This is a genomic window from Variovorax sp. YR634, assembly GCF_900106655.1.
In the GTDB taxonomy this organism is placed as follows: domain Bacteria; phylum Pseudomonadota; class Gammaproteobacteria; order Burkholderiales; family Burkholderiaceae_C; genus Variovorax.
In genome coordinates, this window is record NZ_FNOL01000006.1 from 84,371 (window position 1) to 99,542 (window position 15,172).

Consider the following 15,172-nt stretch of genomic DNA (forward strand, 5'->3'; position numbering starts at 1 on the left):
ACCGTTATCGCAGCTTCTCGTTCCTGCGAATTTCGCTGCTCAGCTGCGAGGTCAATCGCGTTGCAGCCCTTCGAGCCGCCAATCCGAAGTCGCCCTTGAACTCGCCGAACTCCGCAGTGCCGTTGCCCGTCGCACGCACGTGCGTGACCTCGGCGCCGGCAGCATCGGTCACCACGCACGACACCTCGGCCGTGAACGAGGTCGGCGGCCAGCTGATGAAGGACGACGAGCTGGAGTCGGTCTTGATGCGCGGCGCGAACACCAGCGACACGCCGGCCGCCTCGTTCGCCTTCGCGTCACCGGCGGTGCGCAGCACCACCACGTCGCGGTACACCGCGCGCAGCGCATCGCGGATCGACTTCTCCAGGTCGCGGTACGGGTAGTAGCTCACGCGGTCGCCGCTGCCGCCGGGGGTGATCACTTCCAGGTCGCGATCCGCATCGGTCATCACGTAGGCGACCTTCTTCTGAATCAGGTGCGCCTGCGAACGCTGCGGCGCGGTCTCGGTGATCATCGTGATCGGATGCACGCAGCCAGCGAGCATGGATGACATCAGTGCCACGAGTGCCGCGCCCGCGACACGTCGAATCGCGGTCATCGGAAGTAAGAAGAACATCATCATCGAAGCGCCTCCAGGCCTGTGACGTCAGCGGCCGATGGCGGCCACGAACTGCGGATCGGCATACACCTGCCGCAGCAAGGCGCGCACGAGGCGCGGGTACGCGGCCTGTCCGGCCGGCACGGCGACGATGCTCGCGTAGCTCGAATCGAAGGCGGTCTCCGCGCGGTAGGTCTTGCGCAGGCGCTGCGTGCCGTCGCGCGTGACGGTGACTTCGACGTCCATGCGGCCGGTGCCGTTGATCACGCCGAGGTCGATCTCGTTGACCAGGATGCGCGCCGCGATGCGCGTGGGCGCCTTCGGGTCGTAGACGAAGATTTCGCTGAGGTCGCGCATCAGTGCGTCCTGCAGGTATTGCGCGAAGCTGCCGCTGGGCGACAGCAGCCTGGCGCTGCGAAGGCGCACGGTGTTGACCTTTTCTTCCGCTTCGATGGGCTGTGCCTTCGTGAGCGCCACGGGGCCGGGGCGCGTGGCCTCGAGGCGGTCGAGCGTCTCGTAGTCGGCCGCGTAGGGCGGCGCCAGCAACGGCGCGCAGCCGGTCGTCAGAACAAGGGCGGCCAGTAGTGCGCCGGGCGCGAGCCAGGCGCGCAAGCGGAAACCTCGCGAACGAAAGATCGCCATGCCTGCAGTCCCTCTCTCCATGCGGCCGTGCGATGCATACATGGTGCATCCGCGATGCCTGCTCCCCGGCGCGACGGTAGCACGCATCGCGCCGCGCGCGAAGGCGGGAAACTCAGGCCGGCTTCAGACCGGTTCGAGCACGTGGATCAGCTTGCTCTCGGTGAACTCTTTCGTCTTCTCGCTGTGGGCCTTCATGTGGGGGGCGACCGCATGCGCCTGCAGATGTGCCAGCGTTTGCCATTTCTCGACGACCACGAAAGTGTCTGGGCCGAAGCTGGCCTTCGAAGTCGGGATGCCCTGCGCATCGACCGTGGCGCCGTATTCGATGCAGCCCTCTTCGGCCAGCACGGCCGCGCGATTGGCGGCAAAGGCTTCGAGCAATTTGGCGCGCTGGCCCGGCTTGGCGGTGATGACGGCGACGACGTGAATCATTGAAAGAGTCTCCAGTAGCTAAGGTAGTAGGACGGTCGAATCTAAGAGATTCGGCGCCGTCGCGCTGGTCCGGTCCGCGACAACACCACGGCCTTGTCCCTATCATCGCCCGCATGTTCTTCCCGCTGCCCCGCACGGCCACTGCGCCCTTCTGCCCTTCCGAAGTGAAAGGCAGCGTGGCCGTCCCGCAAGACCTGCCTTTCTTCAAGAAGCTGATGCGCTACGCGGGCCCCGGCCTGCTGGTGTCGGTCGGCTACATGGACCCGGGCAACTGGGCGACCGACATCGAGGCCGGCTCGCGCTTCGGCTACGGCCTGCTGTTCGTGGTGCTGCTCGCGAGCCTCGCGGCGATGCTGCTGCAGACGCTGTGCGTGCGGCTGGGGCTCGTGGCGCAGAAGGACCTGGCGCGTGCCTGCCGCGAGCACTACTCGCCGCGTGTCAATCGCCTGCTGTGGCTCGGCGCCGAGCTGGCCATCGTGGCCTGCGACCTCGCCGAGGTGCTGGGCAGTGCGCTCGCGCTGCATCTGCTGTTCGGCGTATCGATTCCGGTGGGCATCGCCATCACGGCCTTCGACACGCTGCTGGTGCTGGGCCTGCAGGGCGCGGGCTTCCGCCGTGTCGAGGCCATCGTGCTCGGGCTGGTCGGCACCATTGCGGGCTGCTTCGTCGTCGAGCTGGCGATGTCGCCGCCCAACTGGTTCGGCGTGGCGATGGGCTTCGGCCCGAGCCTGGAGCGGCTGCACCAGCCGGGCGCGCTGTACCTAGCCATCGGCGTCGTCGGTGCCACGGTGATGCCGCACAACCTGTACCTGCATTCGTCCATCGTGCAGACCCGGCTGATTGCCGACACCGATTCGGCGCGCCGCGAGGCGGTGCGCTTCTGCACGCTCGACGCGGTGGTGTCGCTGTCGCTCGCGCTGCTGGTCAACGCGGCCATCATGGTGCTCGCGGCCAGCGCCTTCCATGCCACGGGACACCGCGAAGTGACCGAGATCGACGACGCCTACCGGCTGCTCGAACCCATCGTCGGCAGCGCGTTCGCGGCCACGCTGTTCGGCATTGCGCTGCTGGCGTCGGGGCAAAGCTCGACCTTCACCGGCACCATCGCGGGCCAGATCATCATGGAAGGTTTTCTCGACCTGAAGATCCCGTGCTGGCAGCGCCGGCTGATCACGCGCGGGCTGGCGCTCGGCCCGGCCTGGCTTGGCGTCTGGTGGTTCGGCGATGGTGGCGTGGGCAAGATGCTGGTGCTCAGCCAGGTGGTGCTGAGCTTCCAGCTGCCCTTTGCGATGTGGCCGCTGATCCGCTTCACGAGCAGCCGCGCGATGATGGGCGGCTTTGCCAACGGGCCGGTGGTGAAGTCGCTGGCCTGGCTGTTGTTCGGCGTGATCAGCGCGGCCAACGTGTGGCTGGTCGCCACGGTGGTCTCGGGCAACTAGCGCTTGCCCGCGTCCTTCCACAGGTGCACCAGCGCCTCGGGCGCCTCGGCTTCCGGCACCTCGAAGCTCACGGAAATCTTCTGGTCTTCTCCGGCGCTTTCAACGAGCACCTCGACACGGTAGTAGCGCTGGTCGCCGCTGGACAACGTGGCACCTGCCTGCCCCGCATGCGGTACCGCGCTTTGCAGCGCATCGCCTATCTGCTGGCGCAGTTCGGCGGTGCAGTCGCCGAGCTGGAAGCTGCGCGGCTGCGACAGGCCGGGCATGTAGGCCAGCCCGCCCTCGCGCGTCACGCGCACGATGGTCGCTTTGTCCAGTGGCGGCAGGCGGATCATGGTGAGATCACTCCCACGGCCAGCCACGCGTCGGCCACCGCCTTGTGCACCGCGCTGCCAGCGCCGAAGCGTCGCGAGGCGATGTCGGTGCTGAGCGTTGCGAAGGCTTCGAAATCGGCATCCTGGCGCAGGCGCTTGTCGCATACCGCGTCGTACCAGACACGGCCTGCGGTTTCCCACGCCTGCCCGCCGATGGCCATGGCCGCCAGGTAGAAGGCGCGGTTCGGAATGCCTGAGTTGATGTGCACGCCCCCGTTGTCCTGCGAGGTGGTGACGAAGTCCTTCATGTGCGCCGGCTGCGGGTCCTTGCCGATCACCGGGTCGTCGTAGGCGGTGCCGGGCTCGGCCATCGAACGCAGGGCCTTGGCCTTCACGCTCGGCATGAAGAGGCCCGCGCCAATCAGCCAGTCGGCCTGTTGCGCCGTCTGCCGCAGCGAGTGCTGCTTGACGAGCACGCCGAACACGTCGCAGATCGATTCGTTGAGCGCGCCGGGCTGCCCCTGGTAGACGAGGCCGGCCTCGTGGTCGATCACGCCGTGCGTGAGCTCGTGGCCGATGATGTCCACCGCGATGGTGAAGCGGTTCATGACCTCGCCGTCGCCATCGCCGAACACCATCTGCTCGCCGTTCCAGAAGGCGTTGTCGTAGTCCTTGCCGTAGTGCACGCTGCCGGTCAGCGGCATGCTCGCGCCGTCGATGGAGTCGCGCTCGTACACGTCGTGGTACAGACGCCAGGTTGCGCCCAGGTAGTCGTAGGCCTCGTCGGCCGCGATGTCGCCGGTGGCGGGCTTGCCCTCGGTGCGCACCAGCTTTCCTGGCAGCGTGGTCGTGCGGGCCGCGTCGTGGATGGCGCGCTCGGGCGAATTCGGCCGCGCCGGGCGTGGCCGCGCGGCTGTCGTGCTCGCTGTGCCCGAGGCAAGCTTTGGCGGCACGAAGCCGCGCAGCGCGCGGTGCTCGCGATCGATCGTCAGGGTGTTCACTGCACGCGCGCTGATGGACGCGCTGGCGTGCTCGGCAAGGCGGCTCAGCAGGTACGGCGGTATGAAGCCGGGCGGCAGGATCTGCAGCGTGCGCGACGGCATGGGCGGGCCTTTCGTCGGGTGTCGATTGATTCAAAACACCGTAGCAGAAACACCTGTCCGCGCTTGTCGGATCGAAGCTCAAGCCCTCGGCGGCATGTCGTCTTTTCCGAGCGCGGCGGCCATGAAGTCGACGAAAGTTCGCACGCGTGCCGACAGCTGGTGGCGCTGCGGGTACACCGCGTAGATGTCGGCGTCGGGCGTGCGGTAGTTGGCCAGCACCTGAACCAGCCGGCCGCTGCGCAGGTAGCGCGCGATGTCCCACTCGGCGCGCATCAGGATGCCGTGGCCGTCCAGGGCCCAGTTGACCGCGATTTCGCCGTCGTTGGTGCTGAGCGCACCGCGCGTCTTCACGGCCTCGGTGCGCTGCGCCGTGCCGCGTCCGGTGCTCAGCCGCCAGATGCCATAGGCCTCGTCGCCCTGGCGGATGCCGATGCAGCGGTGGTGCGTGAGGTCGTTGGGCACCTTGGGCTGCCCGGCGCGCGCCAGGTAGGCGGGCGAAGCGCACAGCAGCCGCCGGTTCGACGCGATGCGCCGCGCGATCACGCGAGCCTCGGGCGGCGCGCCGAAGCGGATGCAGACGTCGAAGGCGTCGTCGGTCAGCGGCGGTGGATTGACCGAGAGCTGCAGCTGCACCTCCACCTGTGGATGCCTGCGTGCGAACTTCGAGATCAGCGGCGCCACGTGGCTGCGGCCGAAACCCAGCGTGGCGTTCACGCGCAGCAGGCCCTGCGCCTCGCCCTTCGCGCCGCCCAGCAGCTGCGCCATGTCGTCGATCTCGCCGAGGATGCGGCGCGCGTGCGCCACGTACAGCTCGCCCTCGGGCGTGAGGCTCATGCGCCGCGTGGTGCGGTTCACCAGCGTCACGCCCAGGCGCGTCTCCATCTGCGCGAGCCGCTTGCTCACCGCGGGCGTGCTGATGCCGAGTTCGCGCGCCGCCGCGCTCAGGCTGCCGCAGGCCGCGAGCGAGGAGAAAAAGCCGAGGTCGGCGGGCTGGACCGGAGCAACCATGAGCGATCCGATTGTTGAATTGAGGTTAATGATGGATTCACTTCTGGCGTGAATCATTCGGCGCATCGGATCCTACAGTGGGCCACCACCACTACAGCGCACACAAGGACATCGATGAGCAGCTACAGCATTGCCACCATTCCCGGCGACGGCATCGGCAAGGAAGTGATCCCGGCGGGGCGCCAGGTGATGGAGGCGCTGGCCGCGGCCTCCGGCGGCGCCCTGCATTTCAGCTTCGAAGACTTCGGCTGGGGCGGCGACTGGTACCGCGCGCACGGCGAGATGATGCCGGCCGACGGTCTCGACGCGCTGCGCAAGAAAGACGCGATTCTTTTCGGCTCCGCGGGCGACCCGCACATTCCCGACCACATCACGCTGTGGGGCCTGCGCCTGAAGATCTGCCAGGGCTTCGACCAGTACGCCAACGTGCGGCCCACGCGCATCCTGCCGGGCATCGACGGCCCGCTCAAGCGATGCGCGCCGGGCCAGCTCGACTGGGTGATCGTGCGCGAGAACTCCGAGGGCGAGTACGCCGGCGTCGGCGGCCGCGTGCACCAGGGCCACCCCATCGAAGCCGCCACCGACGTGAGCATGATGACCCGCGCGGGCGTCGAACGCATCATGCGTTTCGCTTTCAAGCTCGCTCGTTCGCGGCCGCGCAAGCTGCTCACCGTGGTCACCAAGAGCAATGCGCAGCGACACGCGATGGTGATGTGGGACGAGATCGCGCTGCAGATCTCGAAGGAGTTCCCCGACGTGAGCTGGGACAAGGAACTGGTCGACGCCTGCACCGCGCGCATGGTCAACCGCCCGGCCTCGCTCGACACCATCGTCGCCACCAACCTGCATGCCGACATCCTCAGCGACCTCGCGGCGGCGCTGGCGGGCAGCCTGGGCATTGCGCCCACCGGCAACATCGACCCGGAGCGGCGCTATCCGTCGATGTTCGAGCCCATCCACGGTTCGGCCTTCGACATCATGGGCAAGGGGCTGGCCAACCCGGTCGGCACCTTCTGGTCGGTGGTGATGCTGCTCGAGCACCTGGGCGAGGCCGAGGCCGCGCGCCGCGTGATGGCTGCGGTGGAGCACGTCACGGCCAACCCGTCGCTGCACACGCGCGACCTGGGCGGCAGCGCGACCACCGAGCAGGTGACGCGCGCGGTGTGCGCGCACATTGCCGGCGAGCCCGTGCGGCTTGCGGCCTGACCGATTCGAGCGACACGACGGTATCCGCGCGCCTCGATGCGCGCATCACAACAACGAGCCGGAGACAACACCATGACAGCAGCTTCTTTCCCCCAGCGCCACCGGCGCACGGTGCTTCGGGCCGCGGCGCTCGCGCTCGGCCTCGGCGCCTCTGCCCTCGCCTTTGCGCAGCAGGCACCAGCCAACTGGCCGACCCGGCCCATCAGCCTCGTCGTGCCCTTCCCGGCCGGCGGCACCACCGACGTGCTGGCGCGCGCGCTGGCCGACAAGCTTTCGCAGTCACTCGGCCAGCCGGTGGTGGTCGAGAGCAAGCCCGGCGCCGGCGCCACGCTTGGCGCCGACTACGTGGCCAAGGCCAAGCCCGACGGCTACACGCTGCTGATGGGGGCGGTGCACCACACCATCGCGACCAGCGTCTACAAGAAGCTGCCCTACGACTTTCAGAAAGACCTGGCGCCGATCACCGTCGTGGCCATGGTGCCCAACGTGCTGGTCATCAACGCCGCGAACACGCCCGCGAAGAACGTGGCCGAACTGGTTGCGCTCGCCAAGGCCGAGTCCGGCAAGCTGGCCTACGGCTCCAATGGCAACGGCACGGCGCAGCACCTGATCGGCACGCAGTTCCAGTCCAGCACCGGCACCACGCTGCTGCACGTGCCCTACAAGGGCAGCGGCCCGCTCACCACCGACCTGCTCGGCGGCCAGGTGGCGATGTCCTTCGACACCATCACGCCGGTGCTTCAGCACATCAAGAGCGGCAAGCTGCGCGCGCTTGCCGTGACCACGGCGCGCCGCTCGTCGGTGCTGCCCGACGTGCCGACGCTGGAGGAAGCGGGGCTCAAGGGCTTCGACATCGGCACCTGGTTCGGCGTGCTTGCGCCGGCCGCCACGCCGAAGGAGATCGTCGCGCGCCTCAACGCCGAGATGGTGAAGATCATCCACTCGCCCGATTTCGCGCAGCGCATGCAGGCCATCGGCGCCGAGCCGCTGGGCGGCACGCAGGAAGAGATGGCGCGGCAGATCCGGGAAGAGACAGCCCGATTCGCGAAACTCGTCAAAGAGGGCGGAGTGGCGATCGACTAGCGAGCAGTCTGTTACGGGTGTGCACACCTCGCCCGGGCGGGCGTCTTGCCAAGGTCATAGGATCGGGGCTTCCGAATTCACCGCAGCCCTGCCCATGTTCATCGTCACCCTCACCTACATCCGCCCGCTCGAAGAAGTCGACGCGCTGATGGACCCGCACATGGTCTGGTTGAGGAAGCACTACGAAAGTGGGCTGTTCGTGGCTTCGGGCCGCCAGGTGCCGCGCACGGGTGGCGTGATCCTCGCCCGGTCGGGCGACCGTGAAGGGCTGGAGGCCGTGCTGGCGCGCGATCCGTTCGTGCAGGGCGGCGTGGCGCGCGCCGACGTGACCGAGTTCGTGCCCAGCATGACGGCCCCCAGCATCGAGGTGATCAAGACGTTCTGACGAAGAACGTCTTTTTTCGCTCAGGCTCCCGGCACTTCTTCGTGGCCGCCGGGGTGCCGCGCAAAGCGCGCGGCCTCGCGGTCGTGCACCGGCGCCGGATCGTCCCACGGCCAGCCACCGAACTGCGTGCGGCGGTAGTCGGCCATGGTCTGGCTGATCTCGGCCTGCGTGTTCATCACGAAGGGGCCGTACTGCGCCACCGGCTCGGCGATCGGGCGGCCCTGCAACACCAGGAACTCGCTCGTCTCGTCGTTGCCGTTGACGATCTCGACGGCCGCATCCGCGCGTAGCTCGACAGCGGCCGGGCCTTCCACGCGCTCGCCGGCAATGTGCGCCACCGCCCCCTTGAAGAAGTACAGCATGCGCCGCGTGCCTTCGCCCGTGGCGGCCGGCAGCGTCCATTGCGCGCCGGGCGTCATCTTCAGCGTCCAGATCGCCACGTCGGCATCGGCCTGGGCAGCCCATGAATCGGGCGGCGGCGCCAGCGGCTGGATCGGGTCCTGTCCGCTGGCGGCGTCGCCGAGCCGGCCCGCGATGACTGCAACCTCGGTGCGGCCGCCCTTCGCATCGTCGGAGGCGAAGCGCGGAATGGCGTCGGACCAGAACATCGTGAAGTGCGGCTCGGCCATCTTGCTCCTGGCTGGCAGGTTGAGCCAGATCTGGAACAGCTCCAGCGGGTTCGGCGCGCCGGCGTCGAGCAGCGGGAACATTTCAGAGTGCACGATGCCCTTGCCGGCCGTGAGCCACTGCACGTCGCCGCCGCCGAAGCGCGCGGTGGCGCCCAGCGAGTCGGAATGATCGACGAGGCCCTTGCGCACGATGGTCACGGTTTCGAAGCCGCGGTGCGGGTGCGAGGGAAAGCCCGGCACCGTGTCGCCGTGGTACATGCTCCAGCCGTCCTTGCGGCTGAAGTCCTGGCCGATCTGGCGGCCGGCCAGCGAGGCCTCGGGGCCCATCTGGCCGTTGGCCTTCGGGTAGGCGTCGTCGTGGTAGACGCAGAACAGGAACGGGTCGATCGTCTGCCACGGGAAGCCGAGTGGCTTGACCTGGACGACGGGGCCCTTGTTGTTGTCGGACATTTCGATATTCCTTTCCATGTGGGGCGCGGCCGATGATGCCGTGCCAGTGGATGGAATATCGGGGCGCCGCCGCCTTCCGGTAGAGGCCTTCCGTGCAACAGTGAAGAGCGCGTATGGAACGATGGGCATCGCTCTGGTTCTTCAGCGGCGTGGCGTTACATCACGGGTTCTGGTGCGCCACGGCGGCGTTCGGGTCCATGTACACCAGCTCCCACAGGTGGCCGTCGATGTCCTGGAAGCCATGGCCGTACATGAAGCCGTAGTCCTTCGGCTCGCCCGGGATGGTGCCTCCGGCCGCCTTTGCCTTGGCCACCAGCTCGTCGACTTCGGCGCGGCTCTCGCACGAGAGGCACAGCAGCACTTCGGTGCTCTTCGACGTGTCGGTGAGGCTCTTGGTGGTGAAGGTCTTGAAGAACTCCTCGACCAGCAGCATGACGTGGATGCTGTCCTTCTGGACGACCATGCATGCGGCATTGGCGTCGGTGAACTGCGCGTTGAAGGTGTAGCCCAGCGCGGCGAAGAAGGTCTTGGTCTTCTCGAGGTTCTTGACGGGGAGGTTCACGAAGATCTGCTTGGTGGCCATGGTGTCGTCCTGTATCGGTGGATGGATGGATGTGGAGGCGTTTCGCGGCGTTTTGTGTACGCCGTCCACAAAAGATACCAAAGAAAATGGACGGCGTCCACATATTCTTTCAAACGAGTGAATTGGCCTGGGGCCGGTGGGCGGCGAATGGATGGAGAGACGCGTGCGGGCGGCATGCCCTCTTGGTGCTTGACGTTGCCGGCGCCGGCATTGCATCCGGCAAAAAAGACGGGGCATCATGGCCGCCATGGAAATCGAGTTCAAGTTCTGTATTCCCGCCGACCGCCTGAAGGCCGTCGAAGCCGCCCTGAAGCGTGGCGCCGTCGTGCGCACGCGCCTGCAGGCCCGCTACTTCGACACCGCCGACCAGCGGCTCGCCGCCGACGGCATGGTGCTGCGGCTGCGCAAGGAAGGCCGGCGCTGGGTGCAGACCGTGAAGGCCACCGGCGACAACGCGCTGCACCGGCTGGAGCACAACGTCGACCTGGGTACGGCGGCCGCGGCGCCGCAGATCGATCCGCAGCGCCATCAGGGCACGCCGGTGGGCGACCGGCTTTCGAAGCTGCTGGCCGAAGGGGGCGGCGCGCCGCTGGTCGAGCGGCAATCGACCGACATCGTGCGGCTCACACGCGACGTGCGCGTCACCGGGCCCGGCGGCGCTGTGGTGGAGATGGCGCTGGACATCGGCAAGGTCGTCGCGCACGCGGGCACGCCCGAGCAGCGTGAATCACCGGTGTGCGAGCTGGAGCTCGAACTCAAGCGCGGCGACGTGCAGGGCCTTGTGTCGCTCGCGCGGCGCTGGTCGCAGCAGCATGGGCTGTGGTTCAGCACCGTGTCGAAGGCGGAGCGCGGCGCGCGCCTGCTCGCGGCGCAGGAGACCGTCGAAGCGGCGAAGGCCGAAGCGCCACGCTTCGCCACGCAGCACCCCGACGGGCGAGCCGTGCAGCAGGCCGTGGTGGCATCGTGCCTGGCGCAGATGCTGCCCAATGCCAGCGAGATCGCGGCGGGGAGTACCGATGAAGAGCAGATCCACCAGCTGCGCATCGGCATCCGCCGGCTGCGCACGGCGTTGCGCGAGCTGCCGGAGCTGGGCCAGTTCGACACGGCCGAATGGGAGCCGCCGCTGGTCGACGCCTTCCGCGCGCTGGGCGCATTGCGTGATCGCGAACAGGTCGTGAAGCTCGCGCAGCCCCGGCTGCGCGAGGCGGGCGCGCCGGACTTCGATCCGCTGGCCGGCGGCGATACAGCGGCCAGCACGCTATCGCCCGGTGACATCGTGCGCGCCCCGGCGTTCCAGAACGTGCTCGTTTCGCTGATCGGCTTTACCGCTACGGTGCCCGCAGAAGCAGCACCGGCGACCGTCGCCACCGAAGACAACCCGGCAGTTCCTTCGGCACCCGCGCCCATCAACGCCAATGCCGTGCGCCGCCTGCTGCGCAAACGCCTGCAGCGCCTGCACAAACAGGTGCTGCGCGACGGCGAGCGCTTCGAGTCGCTCGATACCGAAAGCCAGCACCGCGTGCGCAAGCGACTCAAGCGCCTGCGCTACCTCGCCGAGTTCGTGGCGCCGCTGTTCGAGAAGGAAGACGGCAGCGCCGCCGCGCGCTACCTGAAAGCACTGCGCCCCGCGCAGGATGCGCTGGGCGAGTTCAACGACGAGGCTGTCGCGCTCGCGCTGTACCGTGAGGCCACCGCGCGCGATGCGCGTGCGTGGTTTGCGGTGGGATGGTTCACCGCGCGGCATGCAGCCGGCGCGAAGGCCTGCCACAAGGCGCTGGCGAAGATCGAGGATGCGCCGCGGTTCTGGAAGAAGAACTGACCGGGCGGCCTAACGAACCGCCATCGCGTCAGTGATGGTGCCCGTGCGCCCCATGAACATGCCGGTGCTCGATCTCCACCGGCAGCGCCGCACGCACATCCGTCACCTGCAGGCTGAAGCGCAGCGCCTTGCCGGCCCATGGATGGTTGCCGTCGAGCAGCACGACCGGGCCCTTGATCTTCATGACGGTGAAGACATGCTCGGTGCCGTCGTCGAGCCGGCCCTGCAGCTGGCCGCCGACCTTCACGCCCGGCGGAAAGTCGGTCTTGGGGATGCTGCGCACCAGCGTCTCGTCGCGCTGGCCGAAGGCGTCTTCGGGCGCGAGGTTCAGCACGGTCTGGTAGCCCTTTTCCTTGCCATCGAGGGCTTCCTCGATCTTGGGCAGCGTGTTCTCGTAGCCGCCATGCAGGTAGGCCATCGGCTCGGGGCTCGCTTCGATGAGCTTGCCCTGGGCGTCGGAGACCTTGTACTTGATGGTGACGACGGTGTCTTTTTCGATTTTCATGGGGTGGCATTTTCAGTGGAAACGAAAAGGCCCTGGGCCTTCCCGGAAGACGGCAGCTCCTGCAGCATGTCCATGTGGTCGAGCTTGCTCATCACCAGGTCGATGAAGGCCGACACCGCCAGCGGCAGGTGCTTGCGGCTCGGGTAGACCACACTGAGCCCTCGGCCGGTGTACTCGTACTGCGGCAGCACCCGCACCAGCCGCCCTTCCTGTTCGTCGCGCGTCGCCATCGCCGGCGGCAGCTGCGCAATGCCCAGCCCGGCCAGCACCGCCTTGCGCAGTGCCTGGGCGGTGTTGCCGGTGAACCGGCCGGTGACCTGCACTTCTTCTTCCACCCCCTCGGGACCCGTGAGGCGCCAGATCGTGTGGCCGCTGGGGTGCGGTGGCGTCACGCAGTCGTGGTCCGCCAGCTCCTGCAATGTTGTGGGCTCCCCGCGTTGCGCGATGTAGGCGGGGCTTGCCAGCAGGCCGCCGCTGCGGGTGGCCAGCCGCCGGCCGATGTAGCCCGAATCGCGCAGCACGCCGCCGCGGAAGGCCACGTCGATCTGCTCCGCGATGAGGTCGGCGGCCGCGTCGCTGAGCACGAAGTCGAGCTTCACCAGCGGATGCGCGGCCAGGAAGTCGGACACCCATTCCATCGGGAAGAAATCGAAAAAATCCGCCGGCGCCGCCACTCGCACGAGGCCGCTGGGCTCCTGGCCTCCGGCCACCAGCGCCTGCCCGGCCGCAGCCAGCCCGTCGACCAGCCCCGCGCACCGGTCATGAAAATCCTGCCCGGCGCTGGTCAGCGTCAGCTTGCGTGTCGAGCGCTGCATCAGCCGCGTGCCAAGTTGCGATTCGAGCTGCTGGATGCGCCGGCTCACGGTGTTGGGCGGCAGGCCCAGCCGCCGGGCCGCCTCGGCAAAGCTGCCGTGGCGCACCACCTGCACGAACATGGCGACGTCGTTGAGGTCGAACATGGCGGGTTGATTCCTTCAATTTTTGGACGAGTGCAATCCGACTCTACCGTCTAGTCGATCAATGGGTGCGTGCCTAACCTTATGCCCATGACTTCTTCATCTACTTCCTCTCCCATGCAGCGCCGCATCGTCTGGGGCGTTCGCATCCTGCTCGCGCTGGCTTTCGGCGCCGCCGGCGCTTCCAAGCTGGCTGGCGTGCCGCAGATGGTCCAGGTGTTCGACGCGATCGGCTTCGGCCAATGGTTCCGCTACGTGACGGGCCTGGTCGAGGTCGGCGGTGCGCTGCTGCTGCTCGTGCCCGCAACCGGCTTCTTCGGTGGCCTGCTGCTGGCCGCGACCATGGTCTGCGGCGTGGCCACGCACCTGGTGCTGATTGGCGGCAACCCTGCGCCGGCAATGGTGCTGGCGCTGCTGTCGGGCTTTGTCGCCTGGCGCCTGCGGCCCGTGTCCCGGCCGGCCGTCACGGCGGCCTGACCTCCTCTTCATCTTCTTCAACTTTATTTGGAGTACCCCATGACCCAGCAACAACCCCGCATCGGCATCATCCTCGGCTCGACCCGCGAAGGCCGCTTCGGAGAGAAGCCCGCGCAATGGATCCACGAGATCGCCAAGCAGCGCACCGACCTCGCCTTCGAGCTGGTCGACCTGCGCGACCATCCGCTGCCCTTCTTCAACGAGGCGGGCGCGCCAGCCTGGGGGCCGGTGAAGAATGAAGCCGCGCAGCGCTGGCAGGCCAAGCTGGCCACCTTCGACGGCCTGGTCGTCGTCACGCCCGAATACAACCACGGCCCGAGCGCGGTGCTGAAGAACGCGATCGACTGGGCCTACAAGGAATTCATCCGCAAGCCGATCGGCTTCGTAGGCTACGGCGGCGTGGGCGCGGCGCGGGCCGTGGAGCAACTGCGGCTGGTGGCGGTCGAGATGCAGATGGCGCCGGTGCGCAACGCCGTGCACATCGGCATGGTCGAGTTCCTCGGCATCTGGCAGCAGGGCAAGAGCTTCGACGACTTCCCGCACCTCGCGCAGTCGGCCACCGGCATGCTCGACGACATCGCCTGGTGGGCCAAGGCGCTGAAGACGGCGAGGGAGGCTGTATGACCACCGCTGCTGTCGAAACGCTGGCCCGCGCCATCGTCTACCGCACGCGCGGTTCGCAGCACGGCGGCATCGTGCGGCTGATGAGCCCCGGCGACCTGGGCGAGTTTCTCAAGCCCTTCGTGTTCCTCGACCTCTTCGGCTTCGACACCACGGGCGGCCACAAGGGCTTCGGCCTGCACCCGCACTCGGGCATTGCCACGCTCACTTACCTGATCGAGGGCGACACGCTCTACGAGGACACGACCGGCGAGCAAGGCACGCTGCTCGGCGGCGGCGTGGAGTGGATGCGCGCCGGCAACGGCGTGTGGCACACCGGCGGACCCGCGCCGGACGTGAAGCGCGTGCGCGGCTTCCAGCTGTGGGTGGCGCTGCCGGCTTCGGAAGAGAACGCGCCGGCGCAAAGCATGTACCTCGCGCCCTCGCAGGTGCCGCAGGAGGGCCCGGCGCGTGTGCTGCTCGGGCGCTACGGCGCGGCGCAGAGCGCCATCGCGGCACCGGCTCCGATCAACTACCTGGCCGTGCAGCTGAAAGACGGCGAGCGCTGGAGCTACGTGCCGCCCGCCGGCCACACGGTGGGCTGGGTTGCGGTCAACGAAGGCGCGCTCGAAACGGGCGACGACAGAGGCGGCCCGATCGGCAGCGGCGAGCTCGCGGTGTTCGAGGAGTCGAGCGCGGTCATCGACTTCGTGGCCCGTGGCGACACGTCCTTCGTGCTGGGCTCGGCGGTGAAGCACCCCCACGAGCTGGTGATGGGCCACTACTCGGTGCACACCAGCCGGGCGACGCTCGACCAGGGCGAGGCCGAAATCCGGCGCATCGGCGCACGGCTGCGCCAGGAAGGGCGCCTGCCCTAGCACCCCATCGGTGCGCTTGAGCGCACGAACGACAGCCTCCAACCACGCCGGCGGCGCGCATTTTC

Annotated in this window: 18 protein-coding genes; 8 read left to right on the plus strand and 10 right to left on the minus strand. The window is 68.0% G+C overall.

All coding sequences use genetic code 11. The features are described from left to right. Positions 1 to 4: 4 nt before the first annotated feature. From BLV60_RS13105 to BLV60_RS13115, 3 genes are all read right to left on the minus strand, one after another. Positions 5 to 553 carry a hypothetical protein gene (locus tag BLV60_RS13105; protein ID WP_256329039.1) on the minus strand — a complete coding sequence of 183 codons (549 nt, stop codon included), beginning with the start codon at positions 551 to 553 and terminating at the stop codon, positions 5 to 7. Between the two features lie 93 nt (positions 554 to 646). After that, the gene (locus tag BLV60_RS13110; RefSeq protein ID WP_093055070.1) at positions 647 to 1,240 is read right to left on the minus strand and encodes a YajG family lipoprotein; all 594 of its coding nucleotides are present in this window, start codon (positions 1,238 to 1,240) and stop codon (positions 647 to 649) included. A gap of 123 nt (positions 1,241 to 1,363) precedes the next feature. Continuing rightward, positions 1,364 to 1,672 (minus strand): putative quinol monooxygenase, encoded by a 309-nt coding sequence (locus tag BLV60_RS13115; protein ID WP_093055072.1) that lies wholly within the window; start codon positions 1,670 to 1,672, stop codon positions 1,364 to 1,366. A 113-nt stretch (positions 1,673 to 1,785) separates the two neighbouring features. On the opposite strand from BLV60_RS13115, the gene BLV60_RS13120 reads away from it, so the two are divergent. Then, positions 1,786 to 3,111, plus strand: a complete 1,326-nt coding sequence (locus BLV60_RS13120) for an Nramp family divalent metal transporter (RefSeq protein WP_093055074.1) — start codon at positions 1,786 to 1,788, stop codon at positions 3,109 to 3,111. Here BLV60_RS13120 and BLV60_RS13125 read toward each other — a convergent pair. The 3 genes from BLV60_RS13125 to BLV60_RS13135 all read right to left on the minus strand — a co-directional run bounded on the left by BLV60_RS13125 (position 3,108) and on the right by BLV60_RS13135 (position 5,536). Beyond that, positions 3,108 to 3,446, minus strand: a complete 339-nt coding sequence (locus tag BLV60_RS13125; RefSeq protein ID WP_093055076.1) for a protealysin inhibitor emfourin — start codon at positions 3,444 to 3,446, stop codon at positions 3,108 to 3,110. The genes BLV60_RS13120 and BLV60_RS13125 overlap by 4 nt on opposite strands. Further along, on the minus strand, positions 3,443 to 4,528 hold the full coding sequence (locus BLV60_RS13130; protein WP_093055078.1) for a M4 family metallopeptidase: 1,086 nt from the start codon (positions 4,526 to 4,528) through the stop codon (positions 3,443 to 3,445). Before BLV60_RS13130 ends, BLV60_RS13125 begins: the two co-directional genes overlap by 4 nt. Positions 4,529 to 4,606: 78 nt before the next feature. Continuing rightward, positions 4,607 to 5,536 (minus strand): LysR family transcriptional regulator, encoded by a 930-nt coding sequence (locus BLV60_RS13135; protein ID WP_093055080.1) that lies wholly within the window; start codon positions 5,534 to 5,536, stop codon positions 4,607 to 4,609. Positions 5,537 to 5,650: 114 nt separating this feature from the next. Between BLV60_RS13135 and BLV60_RS13140 the strand changes: the two genes are divergently transcribed. From BLV60_RS13140 to BLV60_RS13150, 3 genes are all read left to right on the plus strand, one after another. Then, complete coding sequence (locus BLV60_RS13140; RefSeq protein ID WP_093055082.1) at positions 5,651 to 6,742, plus strand: tartrate dehydrogenase; 1,092 nt, start codon at positions 5,651 to 5,653, stop codon at positions 6,740 to 6,742. 72 nt (positions 6,743 to 6,814) lie between these two features. Next, on the plus strand, positions 6,815 to 7,825 hold the full coding sequence (locus BLV60_RS13145; protein ID WP_093055084.1) for a tripartite tricarboxylate transporter substrate binding protein: 1,011 nt from the start codon (positions 6,815 to 6,817) through the stop codon (positions 7,823 to 7,825). Positions 7,826 to 7,919: 94 nt separating this feature from the next. Beyond that, positions 7,920 to 8,210 (plus strand): YciI family protein, encoded by a 291-nt coding sequence (locus BLV60_RS13150; RefSeq protein WP_093055086.1) that lies wholly within the window; start codon positions 7,920 to 7,922, stop codon positions 8,208 to 8,210. A gap of 20 nt (positions 8,211 to 8,230) precedes the next feature. Here BLV60_RS13150 and BLV60_RS13155 read toward each other — a convergent pair whose 3' ends face one another. Next, the gene (locus tag BLV60_RS13155; protein ID WP_218132224.1) at positions 8,231 to 9,289 is read right to left on the minus strand and encodes a pirin family protein; all 1,059 of its coding nucleotides are present in this window, start codon (positions 9,287 to 9,289) and stop codon (positions 8,231 to 8,233) included. Between the two features lie 160 nt (positions 9,290 to 9,449). After that, positions 9,450 to 9,872, minus strand: coding sequence for a VOC family protein (locus BLV60_RS13160; protein WP_093055090.1), 423 nt, complete (start codon positions 9,870 to 9,872; stop codon positions 9,450 to 9,452). A gap of 238 nt (positions 9,873 to 10,110) precedes the next feature. On the opposite strand from BLV60_RS13160, the gene BLV60_RS13165 reads away from it, so the two are divergent. After that, positions 10,111 to 11,691: a CYTH and CHAD domain-containing protein gene (locus BLV60_RS13165; protein WP_093055092.1), complete on the plus strand. Its 1,581-nt coding sequence runs from the start codon at positions 10,111 to 10,113 to the stop codon at positions 11,689 to 11,691. 28 nt (positions 11,692 to 11,719) lie between these two features. On the opposite strand, the gene BLV60_RS13170 is transcribed toward BLV60_RS13165, so the two are convergent. Together BLV60_RS13170 and BLV60_RS13175 are read right to left on the minus strand one after the other, a co-directional pair. Then, the gene (locus tag BLV60_RS13170) at positions 11,720 to 12,196 is read right to left on the minus strand and encodes an FKBP-type peptidyl-prolyl cis-trans isomerase (RefSeq protein ID WP_093055094.1); all 477 of its coding nucleotides are present in this window, start codon (positions 12,194 to 12,196) and stop codon (positions 11,720 to 11,722) included. Continuing rightward, a complete protein-coding gene (locus tag BLV60_RS13175; protein ID WP_093055096.1) occupies positions 12,193 to 13,155 on the minus strand; it encodes a LysR family transcriptional regulator in 963 nt (320 codons plus the stop codon). The genes BLV60_RS13170 and BLV60_RS13175 overlap by 4 nt, the downstream gene beginning before the upstream one ends. Before the next feature lie 114 nt (positions 13,156 to 13,269). Here BLV60_RS13175 and BLV60_RS13180 point away from each other — a divergent pair, with 114 nt between their 5' ends. The 3 genes from BLV60_RS13180 to BLV60_RS13190 are packed head-to-tail and all read left to right on the plus strand — an operon-like array spanning position 13,270 to position 15,107. After that, on the plus strand, positions 13,270 to 13,629 hold the full coding sequence (locus tag BLV60_RS13180) for a DoxX family protein (RefSeq protein WP_256329041.1): 360 nt from the start codon (positions 13,270 to 13,272) through the stop codon (positions 13,627 to 13,629). Between the two features lie 39 nt (positions 13,630 to 13,668). Continuing rightward, entirely contained in the window at positions 13,669 to 14,253 is a 585-nt protein-coding gene (locus tag BLV60_RS13185) for an NADPH-dependent FMN reductase (RefSeq protein WP_093055098.1), read from the plus strand. Further along, a complete protein-coding gene (locus BLV60_RS13190) occupies positions 14,250 to 15,107 on the plus strand; it encodes a pirin family protein (protein ID WP_093055100.1) in 858 nt (285 codons plus the stop codon). Before BLV60_RS13185 ends, BLV60_RS13190 begins: the two co-directional genes overlap by 4 nt. Positions 15,108 to 15,172: the final 65 nt, after the last annotated feature.